General features: G+C 45.5%; 15 protein-coding genes. 11 read left to right on the top strand and 4 right to left on the bottom strand.

Annotated features, from left to right (window positions below):
• Window positions 1-18 precede the first annotated feature (18 nt).
• The 5 genes from ftcD (OP489_RS00975) (at window position 19) to OP489_RS00955 (ending at window position 4,653) form a co-directional block, all read left to right on the top strand.
• Window positions 19-921 (top strand): glutamate formimidoyltransferase, encoded by a 903-nt coding sequence (gene ftcD / locus OP489_RS00975; RefSeq protein ID WP_266162521.1) that lies wholly within the window; start codon window positions 19-21, stop codon window positions 919-921.
• Window positions 922-943: 22 nt separating this feature from the next.
• Window positions 944-1,570: a cyclodeaminase/cyclohydrolase family protein gene (locus OP489_RS00970; protein ID WP_266162520.1), complete on the top strand. Its 627-nt coding sequence runs from the start codon at window positions 944-946 to the stop codon at window positions 1,568-1,570.
• Between the two features lie 30 nt (window positions 1,571-1,600).
• Entirely contained in the window at window positions 1,601-2,218 is a 618-nt protein-coding gene (locus OP489_RS00965) for a HutD family protein (RefSeq protein ID WP_266162519.1), read from the top strand.
• Between the two features lie 131 nt (window positions 2,219-2,349).
• A complete protein-coding gene (locus tag OP489_RS00960; RefSeq protein WP_416232458.1) occupies window positions 2,350-4,014 on the top strand; it encodes a formate--tetrahydrofolate ligase in 1,665 nt (554 codons plus the stop codon).
• A gap of 132 nt (window positions 4,015-4,146) precedes the next feature.
• Window positions 4,147-4,653 (top strand): folate family ECF transporter S component, encoded by a 507-nt coding sequence (locus OP489_RS00955; RefSeq protein WP_266162518.1) that lies wholly within the window; start codon window positions 4,147-4,149, stop codon window positions 4,651-4,653.
• 268 nt (window positions 4,654-4,921) lie between these two features.
• On the opposite strand, the gene ftcD (OP489_RS00950) is transcribed toward OP489_RS00955, so the two are convergent.
• On the bottom strand, window positions 4,922-5,818 hold the full coding sequence (ftcD, locus tag OP489_RS00950) for a glutamate formimidoyltransferase (protein WP_266162517.1): 897 nt from the start codon (window positions 5,816-5,818) through the stop codon (window positions 4,922-4,924).
• Between the two features lie 145 nt (window positions 5,819-5,963).
• Between ftcD (OP489_RS00950) and OP489_RS00945 the strand changes: the two genes are divergently transcribed.
• A complete protein-coding gene (locus OP489_RS00945; protein ID WP_266162516.1) occupies window positions 5,964-9,050 on the top strand; it encodes a BTAD domain-containing putative transcriptional regulator in 3,087 nt (1,028 codons plus the stop codon).
• A 69-nt stretch (window positions 9,051-9,119) separates the two neighbouring features.
• Here the strand turns inward: OP489_RS00945 and OP489_RS00940 are convergent, their stop codons facing one another.
• Complete coding sequence (locus OP489_RS00940; protein ID WP_266162515.1) at window positions 9,120-10,250, bottom strand: ROK family transcriptional regulator; 1,131 nt, start codon at window positions 10,248-10,250, stop codon at window positions 9,120-9,122.
• A gap of 393 nt (window positions 10,251-10,643) precedes the next feature.
• On the opposite strand from OP489_RS00940, the gene OP489_RS00935 reads away from it, so the two are divergent.
• The 5 genes from OP489_RS00935 to OP489_RS00915 all read left to right on the top strand — a co-directional run bounded on the left by OP489_RS00935 (window position 10,644) and on the right by OP489_RS00915 (window position 16,523).
• The gene (locus OP489_RS00935; protein WP_266162514.1) at window positions 10,644-11,690 is read left to right on the top strand and encodes an NAD(P)-dependent alcohol dehydrogenase; all 1,047 of its coding nucleotides are present in this window, start codon (window positions 10,644-10,646) and stop codon (window positions 11,688-11,690) included.
• A gap of 42 nt (window positions 11,691-11,732) precedes the next feature.
• Window positions 11,733-12,743 carry a sugar ABC transporter substrate-binding protein gene (locus tag OP489_RS00930; RefSeq protein WP_180341669.1) on the top strand — a complete coding sequence of 337 codons (1,011 nt, stop codon included), beginning with the start codon at window positions 11,733-11,735 and terminating at the stop codon, window positions 12,741-12,743.
• A 269-nt stretch (window positions 12,744-13,012) separates the two neighbouring features.
• Window positions 13,013-14,521, top strand: coding sequence for a sugar ABC transporter ATP-binding protein (locus OP489_RS00925; protein WP_266162513.1), 1,509 nt, complete (start codon window positions 13,013-13,015; stop codon window positions 14,519-14,521).
• Complete coding sequence (locus OP489_RS00920) at window positions 14,518-15,471, top strand: ABC transporter permease (RefSeq protein ID WP_266162512.1); 954 nt, start codon at window positions 14,518-14,520, stop codon at window positions 15,469-15,471. The genes OP489_RS00925 and OP489_RS00920 overlap by 4 nt, the downstream gene beginning before the upstream one ends.
• Before the next feature lie 89 nt (window positions 15,472-15,560).
• A complete protein-coding gene (locus OP489_RS00915) occupies window positions 15,561-16,523 on the top strand; it encodes a carbohydrate kinase family protein (protein WP_266162511.1) in 963 nt (320 codons plus the stop codon).
• Window positions 16,524-17,069: 546 nt separating this feature from the next.
• On the opposite strand, the gene OP489_RS00910 is transcribed toward OP489_RS00915, so the two are convergent.
• Both OP489_RS00910 and OP489_RS00905 read right to left on the bottom strand, forming a co-directional pair.
• Window positions 17,070-18,305 (bottom strand): site-specific integrase, encoded by a 1,236-nt coding sequence (locus tag OP489_RS00910; protein WP_266162510.1) that lies wholly within the window; start codon window positions 18,303-18,305, stop codon window positions 17,070-17,072.
• 12 nt (window positions 18,306-18,317) lie between these two features.
• On the bottom strand, window positions 18,318-18,557 hold the full coding sequence (locus OP489_RS00905; RefSeq protein ID WP_266162509.1) for an excisionase: 240 nt from the start codon (window positions 18,555-18,557) through the stop codon (window positions 18,318-18,320).
• Between the last annotated feature and the right edge of the window lie 4 nt (window positions 18,558-18,561).

Below are 18,561 nucleotides of genomic sequence, written 5' to 3'. Positions count from 1 at the left end.
ATAGGAGGATCATTAAAAATGGCAAAACTTGTTGAATGCATTCCGAATTTTAGTGAGGGGCGCAACCAGGCAGTTCTCGACGCTTTAGTCGCTGTTGCAAAAAGTGTCCCCGGCTGCACCTTGATGGATGTTCAGTCCGACCCAACGCATAACCGTTCCGTATTTACTCTGGTAGGTTCCCCCGAAGGAATCGAAGAAGTCTCCTTTCAGCTCTGCAAAAAAGCTGCAGAACTCATTGATATGAGAAAGCATGAAGGCGCTCATCCCCGCATGGGTGCTACCGATGTCATCCCGTTTGTGCCGACAATCGGCATGACCGTTGAAGAGTGCGTCGAGCTTTCAAAACGCGTTGCAAAACGTATCTGGGAAGAGCTGCAGATTCCGAGCTTTCTCTACGAAGATTCCGCTACAACGCCTGAGCGCAAAAATCTAGCTACCGTTCGCAAAGGCCAGTTTGAAGGGATGCCCGAAAAACTTCTACTGCCCGAATGGAAGCCCGACTACGGCGAGCGCAAAATTCATCCGACAGCCGGCATTACCGCAATCGGTGCCCGGATGCCGCTGGTTGCGTTCAATGTGAACCTTGGCACCTCCGACGTACAGATTGCCAAGAAAATTGCAAAGGTTGTCCGCGCTTCTTCCGGCGGGTTCAAATACTGCAAAGCAATCGGCCTGCTTTTGGAAGACCGCAATATAGCACAAGTCTCCATGAACATGGTAAACTACGAAGGCACTCCACTCTACCGGGTATTCGAAGTCATTCGTGCCGAAGCACAGCGCTGGGGTGTTCCGATTATCGGCAGCGAAGTTGTCGGTCTGACTCCTGCAAAGGCCCTTGTGGACTGCGCGGAATATTATCTAAAGATCGAAAACTTTGACTATCACAAACAGGTCATGGAAAATCATCTCATCAACAGTTAAATCCATAAAGGAGAATATAAAAATGAAGCTTGTTGACGATACCGTCACCGGTTTTACTAATCTAATGGCCTCTTCCGAGCCAGCCCCAGGAGGCGGCTCCGCTGCTGCACTGGAAGGGGCTCTGGGTGCGGCTCTTACCGCAATGGTGTGCGCTCTGACACAGGGGAAGAAAAAATACGCTGCATTTGAGGATTTGGCAAAAGAAACCGAACAGAAAGCCAATGTGCTCAAAGAACGCTATTTGGACGTTCTTGACCGGGATACCGATGCTTTTCATAAGGTCAGCGCTGTTTTTGCCATGCCGAAAAATACCGACAATGAAAAAGCAGCGCGCAGCGAAGCCATGCAAAAGGCTCTGAAAGGCTGCACCGAGACTCCTTTTGAAATAATGGAACTCGCCTGCGAAACGCTGGATCTTGTGACCGGCATTTTAGATTGCTCCAATGTGAGCGCCAAAAGCGACCTTGGCTGCGCCGCGCTCAGCCTCAAATCGGCTGCACAATGCGCATGGCTCAACGTTCTCATCAATCTGGGGGGAATCAAAGATTCCGAATTTGTTGATACCTATCGAAAAAACGGAGCGGCTTTGTTGGAAAAAGCTATAAAAGCAGCTGACAGCATCTACCTAAACGTTGTAACTTCTCTTTAAACCAACTGATTTTTGGAAAGAAGGCTTTCTATGGAACCGCTGATCCGTCATATTCTCCCCTCCGATTTTGTCGTCAGCAATTGGAGCGGCGGAACCACTTCGCAGATTGCGATCGGCCCCCAAAATGCGCAATACGCCAAACGTGATTTTCTTTGGCGTCTCAGCACCGCCACCGTTAATGTTGAGGAATCGGATTTTACCATGCTGCCGGATTATGCCCGCTATATTTCCCTATTAAAAGGAAAAATATATCTTTCTCATGACGGCGGAAAAGTTCTCTCGCTTTCCCCCTATGAGATTCACGCATTTGACGGTGGCAGTACCACCCATTCGGAAGGAACCTGTGTAGATTTTAATCTGATGCTGCGAAAAGGAGCCTGCAAGGGAAATCTTTTCTGCCTGCATCTGGCCGAAAATGCAGAAATAACTATCCCGGCTGCCCCCTTCACAAATGGTCATCACCATACGACGATTGTCTATGCGGCAAAAGGCACCGGCACACTCTCTGTGGGAACTGCTTCTCAAGTTTTTTCCTGCAAAGAAGCTGTGATGATCTCGGAATTTTCTGCGCCTCTACTTTTAAAGAGCCATGAATTTTCCATCTTTATAATCGCCGAAATAGACACATCACTCTCAGCTCCGATTTAAAAATCATTTCCACAATTTCATCAGAAGATTACCATGCCCGGGTCCGAAAATGATTTCGCTCTTGGGCATTATCTTCATCATTTTTTATCCGGCACTCATTTATAAGGCCGACAAAAGGAGGAATTATCGTTATGAAGACCGATATAGAAATCGCCCAGGAAGCAACTATGGAGCCGATCGAAAAAATCGCAGAAAAGCTGGGGATTTCGAAAGACAATCTGGAATTATACGGGCGCGGAAAAGCAAAACTCGACATTCATTCGTTAAAAGAAAAGCCCAGAAAAGGTAAGCTAATTCTCGTCACCGCCATCAATCCAACCCCTGCAGGTGAGGGAAAGACCACCACCAGTGTTGGTTTAGCAGATGCTCTCTCCCGACTCGGAAAATCTACTGTCGTCTGCCTGCGTGAACCCAGCCTCGGACCAGTATTCGGCATAAAAGGAGGCGCTGCCGGCGGTGGTTATGCGCAGGTCATCCCTATGGAAGAAATCAACCTCCACTTTACAGGCGATTTTCATGCCATCGGCGCTGCGAATAATCTTTTGGCTGCCCTGATTGACAACCATATCCAACAGGGAAATGCACTCAATATTGATGTGCGCAGAATTGTCTGGAAACGCGTCGTCGATATGAACGACCGCCAGCTTCGCCACATCGTCTGCGGTCTTGGCGGAAAAGCCAACGGCGTTCCCCGTGAAGACGGCTTCGATATCACGGTAGCTTCGGAGATTATGGCGGTGCTGTGCCTCTCTACCAGCCTTTTAGACCTCAAAACGCGGCTTGCAAGGATGGTGGTCGCCTATACGAGAAATGACGAACCCATCACAGCCCACGATCTTCATGCCGAAGGTGCCATGGCGGCTCTTTTAAAGGACGCTATCAAGCCAAACCTTGTACAAACACTTGAACATACACCCGCACTGATTCATGGCGGCCCCTTTGCCAATATCGCCCACGGCTGCAATTCCATCTCCGCCACACAGACTGGATTAAAGCTTGCCGATTATGTGGTCACGGAAGCCGGATTCGGTGCCGATCTAGGCGCTGAAAAATTCATCGATATCAAATGCCGCGCCGGTGGATTCACTCCTGATGTAGCGGTGATCGTCGCTACTGTACGCGCATTAAAGCATCATGGCGGCGTACAAAAGGCAGATCTCGAAAAAGAGGATCTCATTGCTTTGGAAAAGGGACTGCCGAATCTTCTGCGCCATGTGGAAAATATCACAAAAGTCTTTGGGCTGCCCTGCGTAGTCGCAATTAACGCCTTCCCCACCGATACTCCTGCCGAATTAAACCTCATCGAGCAGAAATGCCGAGAATTAGGCGTCAATGTAGCATTGAGCGAAGTCTGGGCAAAAGGCGGAAAAGGCGGAGAAGCGCTGGCAAAAGAAGTTCTGCGGCTCTGCGAAATAAAGAGCGAATGCCGGTTCTGTTATGATGTAAACGATTCGATCTCCGACAAACTTAACGCCATTGCAAAAAAGATTTATCACGCAGACGGCGTTGACCTGACGGGTCCTGCCAAAAAGCAGCTCAAACTCCTTACCGATCTCCATTTTGACAAGCTGCCGATCTGCATGGCAAAAACCCAGTATTCCTTCTCGGACGATGCAACGCTTCTCGGCGCACCCAACGGTTTCCGCATCACGGTGAAAAACCTGAAAGTCAACGCCGGCGCTGGATTTTTGATGGCGCAGGCCGGTGACATCATGACAATGCCGGGCTTACCAAAAGTTCCCGCTGCAGATAAAATCGACATCGATGAATCCGGAAAGATCACCGGTCTCTTTTAAAAAAAGTCACACAGAATAGGGGCTGCACAAGACGAAAAACCATTTTCTTGCACGATACTGCATTTGCATTCACTGCTATCAGTAAGAGCTTCCTCTCTCCTGCTGTGGCAATCTGCACAGAAAGGGACTTTCATGAAAAAATTTGATACCCGAACCATGACAACGATTGCGCTTCTCATTGCAATGACCGTGTTTCTGGCCCGATTTTGCTCGATCTCCGCATGGAATATCAGAATCGGCTTTAGCTTTTTGCCGGTGGCCGTAGCGGCGATCCTTTTCGGCATGAAAGGAGCCTGCACCGTGGCGGCACTGAGCGATATCATCGGCACGATCTTATTTCCAGTGGGGCCCTATTTTCCGGGATTCACCCTGACTGCCTTTCTCACCGGAATTGTCTATGCAATATTTCTGCATAAAAAGCAGACGCCCCTTCGCATTTTGGGCTGTGTAGCCGTAAATCAACTTTTTTTAAGCCTTTTTCTCAATTCATTCTGGATTTCCATTTGGTATTCTTCCCCGTATTTGCCACTTTTAGCGACCAGATCAGTTCAAACCTTTGTGGTGGGAATCGCTCAATTTTTAACGCTGGGCGTGGTTTCGAAGGTACTTTCGGTTCATAAAAAACAGGTGATGGGATGATGCTAAAAAAACGCTTTTTCTAGGGGCTTTCCATTTTTTCAAACTGCAAAATCATTTTTTGTTTGGCATAATGACTGCAAAAATCACACCAATGTGATTCGAAAACTTGTATTTAACTGCTGCCCCAAAAACGGAACCGTCTTCATCTGCGATTCTCTTTATCAGATTGGCGACATCTGAAATTATTTTTGGAAAACCAACTAACACAATTTTTCCCTAATAATTCCTAATAAAAAGAGGGCTGCAGTAATTCTGCAGTCCTTTTTCCTTACAAATGGGTTTCCAAAACCTGATCAATAGAAAAATCATCGATCTGAAGATAATACTGGGCACAGTCTACCAGCGCCTGCATGGGTATAGTCCCCACGATCTCGCTGTTAAGAATCCGGGCTCCATATCTTCTGGCTTCCATTTTGATTGCTTCAAAAACGCTGTACATAGAGCTTTTCGTATAATCGGTCAAATTCATGGTAACCTGTGCAAGACCCCGTTCATCCAAAGAAATTCCCATAGCCTTTACAAAGCGGTATCCGCCGTTAATGCTGCGCACTCTTCTGCTGATCTTTCTCGCAATTTCCACATTCGGCGTATCGAGATTCACATTAAAGCAGATCAGCGGCATCCTTGCACCGATTGCCGTGGCACCGCCGGTAGGATGCATGGTAGAAGGACCAAAATCCGGTTTCCAACGGGGATCCTTCATCTTTTCCGCAAGGCCCTCAAACTGGCCTTGCCTAATCGCCGCAAGGTCTGCACGATAGGGAGCAGAAGCGGATTTTTCATAAAGATAAAATGGCTGTCCAAACCGCTCGGCGGCTTCTTTTGCCACCTCTTTTGCCAGGCGGTCCGCATCCTCGATGGTACAGTCACGTACCGGAATAAACGGAATCACATCCACACAGCCGATTCTCGGATGCGCTCCTTCATGCTTTGTCATATCGATCAAACGTACTGCCGCTCCTACCGCCTCAATCATCGCTTCCTTAAGCGACTCCGGATTGCCCAATACCGTCACAACGCAACGGTTGTGATCCGGATCTGTAGAGTAATCCAACAGCTTAACACCCGGTTTTGCGCGAAAACAATCGACGATCTCTTCGACTTTGCTCAGATCTCTGCCCTCGCTAAAATTTGGAACCGATTCAATAATCTGCTCTAATTTCAATCAAAACGCACCCCTTTCAGACGGTTTTCTACAGTGTCTATTATATAGGCAGGCCCCCTTCTCTGCAACAAAAACAAAATCTTTTATTGCTCAAAAGTTTTTAATTTATTATACTGATATCAAGAATAAATAGAGGGGGATTCATATGCTGAAAGTCACTCTTTTAAAAAGCCCTTCTGTAGAACTGAACGGTCAGCTGCTCACATTCCCGTATCGGCGAGCGGAAGCACTGCTTTACTATATGCTTGTGCAGCACAGCGCCACCAGGCAAGAGCTGATCGCTCTTCTTTGGGAAAGCTACGATGACGTTACGGGACTTAAAAATCTACGCAATGCACTTTATACTCTGAAAAAAGTTCTGGGGGGTGAATTTTTAATTTCTCCCCAGAAATCTCTTGTCATTATTAACCCGGATTGGGAATACACCTGCGATTACGACCGCTTTATACGGGATGGTGATTTTTCCGCTTATGCAGGGCCTTTTTTGCAGGGCTTTTCCGTAAAGCACGCTTTTTCCTATGAAGAATGGCTCAGCCGTACCCGTGATAAACTGCATGAACAATATCTACATAAAATTTCGGATCAGGCACAGGCCTGCCTGAAATGCGGCGACCGTAAGCAGGCCATCTGCTGGGCGGAAGAATCTCTGCGGGAAGAACCCCTCGACGAAACCATGTGCGCTTTTCTCATGGAACTTCACCGGCAGGAAAAGCAATATGTGCGCGCTACCCAGATCTATCAGGATTTAAAGAAGCGTCTTTCAGAGGAATTGGGCACCGAACCCATGGAAGCGACTACCGTCCTTTATTATGAGATCATGAATGAATGGAACGATACTACGCTTCCCCCCGAACATTCCTCTTCTGCACCTGTTCTGGTGGGGCGCGAAAATATCTACGCTCAATTGCGGGCTGCGCTGGATTCTTTTCGCTTAGAGGCTGCCCGCCACTGTTCCCAGCTTTTAATGGGAGATGTAGGCTCCGGAAAAGGAGAAATGATCGATTATCTGCTGCAAAGTATTGATTTATCTTCTTTTCTTGTGATTCGCTGTGCTTGTTTGCAATCCGAAAAGCTGATGCCGCTTGCCCCTTGGGACCGTGTAATGCTTCCTCTTGCAGAATTGATTCAGCGGGAAAAATTCTCTCTTTCAGAGCCAATAAGGGCGCGCCTCGGCCAAGTTTTTTCGGTTTTCCGCGAAGGTGGAGAAGCAGGGGCTACGCGTCTGCTCCGAAAATTGGACGAACCCCTGAAAGACAGCCTGATGATGATGATGGAAATGCTTACTAGGCGGCACAAAATCCTTTTGATTCTCGAAAATCTACAGTGGATGGACTCAGACAGTCTTTCTCTGATGGATACCGTTATGCGGCATCTCGGGACGGGCGGCCTAATGATGATTTTAACCTGCAGCAGCGGCGGAAGCCCCTCTCTACAGAAATCTCTGCGGTGCGATACTGCGGATAATCTTCTGCAGGAGCATTCACTGCTCCCTCTCACACGGGAACAGACCGACATGCTCATCCAAAATGAACTCGGTAAAGAAGCCGCCCTGCAGCTGCAAAGCTGTTTTTATGATGAAACCGGCGGAAATTTTTCTCTTTTGATGAAACTAACCCGTGCTTTTCTCCGCAATGGAAGCACCAAAGAGACTCTTAACAGCCTTGACGATATTTTGATGGAATGTCTATCTGGGCTGGATGAAAACACCATTCACATTGCCGAGCTCATCTCTGTTTTTCAGCAGGATGCTCCCTGTGAAATTTTGCTGGAACTTCTCGGTGGCAACGAAGCTGCCCTTTCTTCCGGATTGGAAGAGCTGCTGCGCCGTCATCTGATTGAAGAATACCGGGACGGCAGTGAAATTACTTATCGGTTTTTTCATGAGCGTATCCGGAAATTAGTCTATGACCGGCTCAACTATTTTCAGCGCAGTCCCCTGCATCTGCAAATTGCACAGCTTTTTACCGGAGACGGACTGCCGGTACAAAGCGATATTTGCCGTCGTGCAGCACGGCATTTTCATTTGGGAGGCGATTTCGTTCACTCTCTAAGCTGTCGGATTCGCGCCCTCGATTTAGAAAGCACACGCAGTTGTGAGCCCTTTCCCTGCATTCCCTGCGAAAAGATCGCGTTTGTCCCTTCGGAAAAACTTCAAGAAGAACTTTTACAGTGCGAACAAGAGCTCTCTGATCTTCAGCAGTCTGCACAAGGAGCAAGCACTCTGCCAGCTTTGGAGAACCAGCTGATTCTTATCCGCGGACGGCTGCTTTTATTCCATGGAGATTTTGAAAAAGGAAGCGCGGTATTGGGGACTCTCAGTGCCGCAGGCAGTGAAGACCGGAATCACAATGTGATGATGATCCGTGCCTGCTACTTACTGGCTTCCTGTGCTCTTTACCGGCAATCTCTCAGTCTTGCGGAACGCTATACCGCTGCAGGAACGCGCCTTCTTCAAAAAAGCGAAGACCCCGTGCTTTCCGCACAATTTCAGCGTCTGCGGGGCGCCTGCTTCTGTCTGCGCGGCGACTACGATAAAAGTGGGTACTATTTTTTAGAGGCCATTGAAAAACTTGAAAAGCAGCTTCCCTCCACTGCGGCGCGGATTCAACTTGCCGCGGCAAACAGTGCCTGCGGAAGACTGTTCCGCCAACGGCAGAACTATGCGAATGCCTGTTCCTATTTTAAAAAAGCATTGGATACGCTGGATAGTTCCGAAAAAGATCCGTGGCCGGGAGCTGTTTGGGTTTATATCCATTATGGGAGGACGACTTTCTTTATGGAAGATCATCCGCGGGCGCAGCAGCTATTTTTGCGCGGATACGAATTGTCTCAGCTTACCGGAGAACTTTGGGGCTGTACCGCAGCGGCCGCTTTTACCGCCTATTATCAGATACAGGATGGAAACTTTGAAGCTGCAATCAATAGTCTCAAAGATGCGCAAAAAAGCAATATCCGACTGCAGTCTCCTTTAGAGGGTGCCATTCTCTGTTTTGTCAGCATGGCTATCCGCCAATATCTGGAACGCACACAGCAACATAATCGGGAATTGGAAACTTTACTGACTTTTTCTTCTGCCAGCTATGCGCGTCAGGGACTTCGACTGCTCTCGGGGATTCCGGATGTGGCGGAAGCACAGCTTTTATCAAAGAGTCTGCGTGACGGTATCACAGATCAGCAACATTTTCATGCATCAGAGCTCTATAGCAAAAATAAGCATTTTATGACGGAATAAACTTCTCAAAAAGAAGGGACAGCACATGAGTAAAACATGTGCCGTCCCTTCTTTGATGCTGCGCTATTTTTATCCGATGGTATCGTAAAATTTCTGAATCAGCCACATGGCAATACCATATGCGGAAGCTTCCATATGATATTTACTGCACCGCAGATAAGAGGTATCAAAATCAAATTTATTCATCTGCATCACAAGCTTGCTAAGATCGATGAGATAGTCTTTAAGATACCCGCCTACATAGCCGCCAATAATGATATCACAGTCAAAGGCCATCCGCAGATTGGATACGGTCAAAGCGAGCGTATAAAGATAATCGTCCCATATTTTTTCAAAATCGTGGTTGCCGTTTTTTAGCTCGATAAAATATTTTTCCAGATTGCCGCCCGTATGAGAAGAAAGGCGCAAGGCCGAACAATAGCAGTCAACACATCCTCTTTTTCCGCAATAGCATCTTTCGCCGTTCGGAACAATGATGATATGGCCGAACTCTCCGCTTTTTAAATGATCGCCCTCATATAATTTTCCGTTATAGCTAATGGCACCTCCGACGGTATTATTGAGAGAAAGATAAATGACATTTTTATCAGGATCAGAAATCTCGGTGTAAGCCGCGCAATTTGCGTCATTATCAAAGATAACTTTATAGGGGAGAAATTGGCTCATCTTTAAAAGGCTAATATTAGAAACATTGAGCGCATGTGATTTTAAAAGGATATGATTCGCTTTATCGATAATTCCGGGAATGGAAACGCCAATTCCGGCGATCTTTTCGCGTTCTTCTGGGTTCTCAAGCGTATCATCGATAAAGGCTTGAATCCTCTCGGAAATCTCCTGATAATAGGAAAACGTATCTTCATACCGCATTCTCTGCCGGGTATTCGACAGTATGGTACCTTTTGCATCAATCATTACCAGCCCTAGATGGTTGGCGGTAATATCCACCCCCACTGCATAACAAATATTGGGGACAATCGACAGCGCCTTTGCCTTTCTTCCGCCGGTGGATTGATAATTTCCTATTTCTTCCACGAAGCCCGCATCGCTCAGCTCTTTGATATTCTGAAGAACCGTAGGCATACTGAGCCCCAAATCATTTGCAATATCCACCTTTGAAGCGTGGCCGCGCCGATAGATATAATGGACAATTTTAATTTTATTCTTTCGCTTTGTTTGGACTTCCTTTGGTGCTTTTTCCATCTTACAAAATTCAGCTCTCTTTTTTATAGCAATAAAAATTTCGTCATTTAATTAACCGTTTTATAAAACCATTTAATAAAATTATTGTATTCTATATTTTAAAAAAATACAATCTTAGAATTTGATTATTCTATTTTTGTAGAAATAGAATAAAAATTTTTGGATCGTTTAGTAAAAACAAACATCTTTTTTCCTAAAAACCACATGATTTTTTGTTTTTAAAAGCCTCTTTTCAGAATTGATTTTTATTTTAGATAATTTATTCAAAATAATTTGGTTGTTTTTCCTAATAAAATTGATATTGACAAAATGATTTTGTAGATGTATTCTGCTAATAGATTATTAAATCTTTTTATTAAAGTCTTTAATGTTCTTGAAAAAAGGAGCGATTTTATGGATAAAAAAATGAAAGTTGCCGTTATGCTGGACATCGAAAAAATGGGATTTGAATCACGTGATATCCCGCAGCCCAAGGATAACGAAGCTCTTGTCAAAGTGGAGTACGTAGGCGTCTGCGGTTCTGATCTTCATTATTATGAATTTGGAAGAATCGGCGATTATATTGTAAAACCGCCTTATGTTTTAGGACATGAGGCTGGCGGCACGGTCGTCGCAGTGGGAAAAGATGTTACGAATCTAAAAATCGGGGACCGGGTAGCTTTGGAACCCGGAAAGACCTGCGGGCACTGCGAATTTTGCAAAACCGGCCGCTATAATCTTTGCCCCGATGTGATCTTTTTTGCCACCCCGCCCGTAAACGGCGTTTTTCAGCAGTATGTTGCTCATGAAGCAGACCTGTGCTTTAAACTGCCGGATAACATGGATACCATGGAAGGAGCTTTAATTGAACCGCTTTCCGTCGGGTTCCATGCAGCAAGACAGGGCGATGCCCATCTGGGCCAGACCGCAACGGTATTTGGCGCAGGCTGCATCGGGCTGATGTCCATGCTGGCTTTAAAGGCCATGGGAGTTTCCACCGTCTATGTAGTCGACGTGATGCAGAACCGCCTCAATAAAGCCAAAGAATTGGGCGCAACCGAAGTCATCAATGGAAAAGACGAAGACGCCGTTCAAAAGATTATGGAACTGACACATCAAAAGGGAATTGATCTTTCGATTGAAACAGCCGGAACCGAAATTACATCCCGCCAAGCGATCAAAGTTGCCAAAAAGGGAAGCACGATCGTATTTGTAGGCTATAGCAAGAGCGGAGAAATCACCCTGCCCATGAGCATGGCACTTGATAAAGAGCTCACTTTTAAAACAGTTTTCCGCTATAGACATATTTATCCTGTTGCAATCGATGCTGTTTCCAGTGGAAAAGTAAATCTGAAAGGCGTTGTTACCAATGTCTATGACTTTGATGATATTCAAAGAGCCATGGATGAGAGTGTTCACAATAAAGATACCGTTGTAAAATCAGTCATTAAAATAATCTGATGAGCAGATTATTTTAAAAATTATTAGTGGGAGGAAATCACATTGAAAAAGAAGTTATTAGCAACCGTGATGAGCGCTCTGCTTATCACATCCCTGCTGGGTGGCTGCGGCAGCAGCTCTACAGCAAGCAGCCAAGCAGCTTCAGGTGCTGCTTCAACAACATCCACGTCGCAGGCAGCAGGCAAGAAGCTCAAAATCGGCATTACCGTCCAGAGTCTTAGCAATCAGGTCTGGTCCGTAGCATGCACCACCATGAAAGACATGGCCGATAAAGACGGAAACACCCTGACCTACACCGACTGCGGAGATACCTCATCAAAGCAGATTGAGCAAATCGAGAACTTTATCAGCAGCAAATGCGACGTCATCATGGTAAATCCCTCTGATCCGAACGCGATCGAAAATGTTTGCAAAGAGGCACGCGACGCCGGCATTAAAGTAATGTGCTGGGATAACGAAATGGAAAACACCGATATCAACTGGGTCATTGATAACCAGAAACTCGGTTACATGATTGGTGAGCAGGCCAGCAAATTCATCAACGATAAGTTTACCGACGGCAAATGCCAAGTCGCCGTGCTGGATTATCCTCAGACCGCAATCCTTCTTGAAAGAGAAAACGGAATTCTGGCAGCACTCAAAGAAAAAGCCCCCAACGCCGAAGTAGTTGCACAGCAGCCGGCTATTAACGCAACAGAAGGTCAGGACGCTATGGAGACAATTCTTCAGGCACATCCCGATGTGAAAGTCGTTTGCTGCATCGGCGGCGGCGGCGCTGTTGGCGCAAACGAAGCTTTGAAATCCGCCAACAAAATTGCCGATAACGTAGGCATTTTTGCAGCAGATGCAACCGACCAGGAACTGGCAGCCATGCTGAACGGTGAAGCAAACAGAATGTCCGTTATGGTAACCGGAACCCCGAAAGTTATCGGTGAAAACTGCTATCAGTTGATCACAAAGCTCGGCACAGGCGGTACTTTTGACAGCCGCAATGTTTACAGAGATATCTTCCCTGTAACGGCTGAAAATGCTTCGCAGTATTATTCAAAATAAAATCTGCCGGTACATCGGACTAAAATCCCTCAGTGCATTGAAAGAACAGCGGTAGAACCAGTGGGCGTCTGATCGTCCGGCCGGTTTTCCGAATGCAAGATGATGAAGACGAGTGCCCCCCACAAAACACGTTCTTATACTCTTTACGTGTCTTTCGGGGGCATTCTTCATCATAAAAATTTGATTTTTTTATCACTTTTTCGCTAAAATGCTGTAAAATTGTTTTCGTGAACTGATGATGATTTGTCAAAGAAAAGAGGATCGCTTTTATGGAAGATTCTGAATATGTTCTGCAATTAAATCATATTAAAAAGACCTATCCCGGCGTGGTCGCTCTAAATGACGTATCCCTCGATGTCAAAAAAGGCGAAATTCACGCCCTGATCGGAGAAAACGGCGCTGGAAAATCAACGCTAATTAAGTGCTGCAGCGGCGCTGTGGTCCCGGATTCCGGAGAAATCATCACCGGCGGACAAACTTTTCACTCCATGACTCCCCGGCTCGCAATCCAAAACGGAATCGCCATCATTTATCAGGAGTTTAATCTGGTTGGAGACCTTTCCGCAGCGGAAAATATTTTTCTGGGCCGCGCTATCCGAAACGGTATCATGATTGACCGCAAAAAGATGGTTGAAGAATCCGAAAAGGTATTCCAGCGTCTCCACATTCATATTAACCCCAACACCCTTGTGCGCAATCTTTCGGTAGGCTATCAGCAGATGGTAGAAATTGCAAAGGCCATCCAGCAGGATGTAAAGCTGCTCATTATGGATGAACCTTCGGCCCCGCTAACTAACGGTGAAACTGAAGGCCTCTTTAAAACTATCGATGCGCTTAAGAGCTATGGGGTCTCGATTATCTATATCTCTCATCGGATGGAAGAAATTTTCCGCCTGTCAGATCGCGTTACCGTCCTGCGCGACGGCAACTACATAAAAACCGTCAACACTAAAGATACCAATGTTGACGAATTGGTAAATCTGATGGTTGGTAGAACACTGCAGGAAAAATTTCCACCTAGAAAAGACTGCGTTCAGGACGAAACCTTACTTGAAGTGAAAAATCTATATGGAAATGGTGACCAAAATATTTCGTTCTCGGTTAAAAAGGGAGAAATTCTTGGATTTGGAGGCCTCATCGGCGCAGGTCGTACAGAGCTTGCACAAATTCTTTTCGGCATGGTACCGAAAACCTCAGGTCAGATTTTTTTCAAGGGAAAAGAAATTAATCCGAAAGATCCGCGTAACGCCATTGATTTAGGAATTGCGCTGGTCCCCGAAGACCGAAAGCTGCAGGGACTTTTGTTGGGACTTTCGATTAATCAGAATATCAATATGCCAATTTACCGCCAGCTTTCAAAAGACTCTGTCATTAACGAGAAAGAGGAGCGGGAGATCAGCAAAAAATACATTAAGGAAATTGAGATCAAGACTCCCAGCATTCATCAGCTTGCAAAGAACCTAAGCGGTGGAAACCAACAAAAAGTAGTTCTTGCAAAATGGCTTGCAGCGAATTCAGAACTCATTATTTTTGACGAACCTACACGCGGAATCGATATCGGCGCAAAATATGAAATCTATAAACTTATTAACGACCTCGTCGAGCAGGGCAAAACCATTCTTTTAATTTCTTCCGAAATGGAAGAACTGATGGGAATGTCCGACCGAATTTTGGTTTTGGCAGAGGGAAAAATTACCGGTGAATTGGAGAAAGATTCTTTTAGTCAGGAAACGATTATGAATTTTGCTTCCAACGTGAAAAAGGAGAAATCGGCATGAAAAAGGTTATTCCTATTTTAAAAGAACGGGCAATCTATGTTGCGCTCATTGCCCTGTTTATTATTTTCTCATGTTTGAGCAGTGACTTTTTGAGCCCCAATAATCTAATCAACATCGCCCGGCAAATCGCCGTGCTTGGGATTGCCTCCGTCGGTATGACTTATGTGATCCTGATTGGCGGAATCGATCTTTCCACCGGCTCCATTATCACGTTTGTTAATATTATCGCAGCGTATTTGATGGTCAATATGGGCATGAATATGTGGCTCGCAATTCTGATTGCGTTGCTTTCTAGTACCGCGATCGGATTTTTAAACGGCCTTTTGGTCGCTAATATGAATATTCCCTCCCTTATCGTAACCTTCGCTTCTCAAACGATTTTTGAAGGCTTCGCGTACATTATTTCAAAAGGAATGCCGATTTTTGGCTTTCCGAAAGGATTTGCAACCATCGGGCAGGGATATGTCGGTTTTATTCCGATTCCCGTGATCGTCATGATCGTTATTTTTCTCATTGGCGGATTCATTCTTAACAAAACCTATTTCGGCAGATATTTTTATGCATTGGGCGGAAACGAGACCGCCGCACAGATGGCAGGTATCCGGGTAAAGAGAGTCAAATATCTGATCTTTGCGCTTTCCGGCCTCTTTGCAGGCATCGCAGGTATTATTATGCTGGCACGCACTAATTCCGGCCAGCCTACCGCAGGCAAAGGCTATGAATTCCAGGTAATTACCGCAGTGGCCCTTGGCGGCGTAAGCCTTTCAGGCGGCTCCGGCAAACTCTCTAACGTTGTGGCAGGCGTTTTCATCATGGGAATCCTGAAAAATGGCATGGTTCTTTTGAATATCAGCGAATATGTTCAGATGGTGGTAGAAGGCGTGATCCTTCTTCTGGCAGTTGGATTTGACTGCCTGCAAAAGCGGAAACTTGGATATCAGAACCACTGATCACATTGTTTTTAAAAGTGAATTTTCCTATCTAGGATTTTTCAATCTGTTTTCTGATGAAAAACTTTTAAAGACAAAGAAGGGATGATATGAAAATGTATGATGTGGCAGCTTTAGGAGAACTTTTGGTGGATTTTACCGACGCCGGAATCTCTCAAAACGGGATGCATCTTTTTGAGCAGAATCCGGGAGGAGCGCCAGCGAACGTCCTTACAGGACTTAGCCGGATGCACTTTCAAACCGCTTTTATCGGAAAAGTCGGCAGCGATCTTAACGGCCGCTTTTTGGAATCTGTTTTAAAAAGGGAACATGTGGACACTTCCGGTCTAATTGTCGACCCGAACTATTTTACCACGCTTTCCTTTGTAAGCCTTTCAGAAGACGGACAGAGAAGCTTCTCTTTTGCCAGGAAACCCGGTGCAGACACAATGCTCCGCCGGGAAGAAGTAAAGGACGATATTCTCCGGAACACTAAGATTTTTCACATTGGGTCTCTCTCTCTGACGAATGAACCCTCCCGTACTGCCACCTTTTCTGCTTTGGAAACTGCTAAAAAAGCCGGTTGTATCATCTCTTACGACCCTAACTACCGTGCATCTTTGTGGCCGAGCGAAGAAAAAGCCAAAGAAGAAATCCGTTCGGTACTGCCATATATTGACGTCATCAAACTATCCGAAGAAGAGACCGATTTTGTCACACCGAAAAAAGATCCCAAAGCAGCCGGAAAATTTTTGATCGACTATGGGGTGAAAGCGGTTTTTATCACCCTTGGCAAAAATGGAGCTTACGTTTTTAACCGGGAAGGCTGCGTTTTTGCGCCACCGGTTCCCGGGCATGCCATTGATACTAACGGCGCCGGAGACTGCTTCTGCAGCGGTATTTTATCCCGCATCTGTGAGAGTTCAAAATTGCTTGACGATCTCTCTCTGAAGGAGCTTTCTCAATATGCGCATTTTGCAAACGCAGCCGCCAGCTGCTGCATCGAAAAGCATGGCGCAATTCCTTCCATGCCCACTTTGGAAGAAATCAACCAGCGTCTTTCCACTGTCTGAGAAAAGACTTCATCAAATTTCATTTGATTCTGTCCTCCTAAAAAGATAGGCAGCCACTTTTTAAAAGCGGCTGCCTATCTTTTTGCTTTCATATTTGTAAAAACTTTTTAGCTTCTTTCTTGATTGCAATTTATATCAAAATAGTTTTTTACGTGAAGACTGCAAAATAAAAAGATCTGTCTTGTCCAATCAGAAAAAAGGTAGACGCAAAAAAGCCCGCTGATTTCTCAGCGGGCTTTTAAAGTACAAATCAAGTTGTACCTGATTATAAAGATTCGTAGCCTTTAGTTGTCCAAAGGCTTCATTGTCGGGACGAAATCGTCCAAACTTGCAGACTTTACTATGATGGGCTGTTTCTTTCTTAACCGTATATATCGCCAATTTTCAAAATGCTCTCTGCCATCCATTGACGGTATTTTTCGACCGCAGAAGTGTATAATTTGATGTAAATGATGTAGATTCCATATTACACGGCTTAAACAGACATTATTATAAAACAAGAGACATTGACATTTCCCCAAAGGAACGCCAATGTCTTTATTTATTCTACTCATTTTTGAAGTAGCTGTCAAGACCTTCAAACTCAGCCCGCTTCAGTTCCTTGGTCACATCGGTATAGATGTTCAGCGTAGTCGAAATATCTTTATGTCCAAGCGCATCCTGTATCACCTTGACATTGACTCCTGCTTCGCACATTCGTGTGGTGAAAGTGTGCCTGAGTGAGTGGCAACTGAAATGCGGAAGCAATACCGTTGCGTTCTCGTCGTTCAGCAACTGCTCGTCATTGCAGTCACGAATAATACGACGGATTGCTTTATTGAGTGTCGCCTGATTCTGAGCCTGACCAAAACGATTGATGAATATGAAATCGCTGTATCCGTCTATCGTTGCCTCGCAGTGCAGGTTGTGTAGCTCCTGCTTTTCTTTTTCCATCAGAAATGCTTCTTTAACAAAATCGAGCATAGGGACTTGTCTGTTGCTCGCCGGTGTCTTTGTTGTATTTACATTGAAATAGCAGCCCTGTTTACTTTCATCGGTTCTGTGATCGTAATAGACCAGTGTGTGATTTACATCAATAACGCCTTCCTCCAAATCTATGTCACACCACCTTAACCCGGTTACTTCGCCTACTCTTAACCCTGAACCCACCATTACGGCAAAGACAGGATACCAGTGCTGTGCGCTTGGTGTGCTTTTCAGATAGGTGAGGAACAGCTCTTGTTCAGGTCGTGTCAAGGCACGGCGTTTTTCGGTTTGAAAGACATGAGACTGTTTCAGTTCTCTGAGAACATTGTTCGTAGGGTTATTTCTGATATAATCATCGTCTACAGCCATGTCAAAGATTTGGTGCAGTACCGTGTGGATACTGTCTATCGTAGCCGCCTTTAAGTGTCTCTCGTCGGCAAGATAGTTGTAGTATCGCTTAATGTCCGACTTTCTCAGAACGGTGACACGCTTCTCGCCGATATTCTGGCGGACAAAGGTTCCATACATATATTTGTAGTTCTCAAAGGTGTTGTTCTTCAATCCACGCTTTAACACTTTCCAAAGTTCAAACAGGTCGTTGACTGTTGTATATCGTGCTTCGGTTTTGATGCCGTCGCTCTTGTCTTTAGCTATTTGCTTTTCCTTTTCCCGTAGATCGTCCAGATTCCGAGAATACACATAACGCCTTTTCTTGTTTTCATCCATCCACGTGAACTGATAGCTTCCGTCAGTTCTCTGTAATTCTCCGGTACGCAGAACAACCCTTGTTTTATCCTTCCTTTTTTCTTTAGCCATGACTTGTGCCTCCTAAATGTGTTTTTGGTTTTTGATGAACTCATCAAATTTGGTGCGGTTCACAAAGATTTGATTCCCCAGAGGGACAACAAACGGGCACTTCTTTTTGCCGGTTATCTGTCGCAATTTGTTGCGTCCTATTCCTGAATACGCAGCAGCTTCCTCAATGGAAAGGCAATCCTTTTCCCATATTGGCTTGTCCTTTCGTTGCTGCTTCAACTTTTGAATATACCTGTCCAGTTCTTCCTCCATACGG

It is taken from the genome of Caproicibacterium sp. BJN0003, assembly GCF_026314295.1.
GTDB lineage: Bacteria > Bacillota > Clostridia > Oscillospirales > Acutalibacteraceae > Caproicibacterium.
This window is presented reverse-complemented; position numbering and strand designations above follow the sequence as displayed.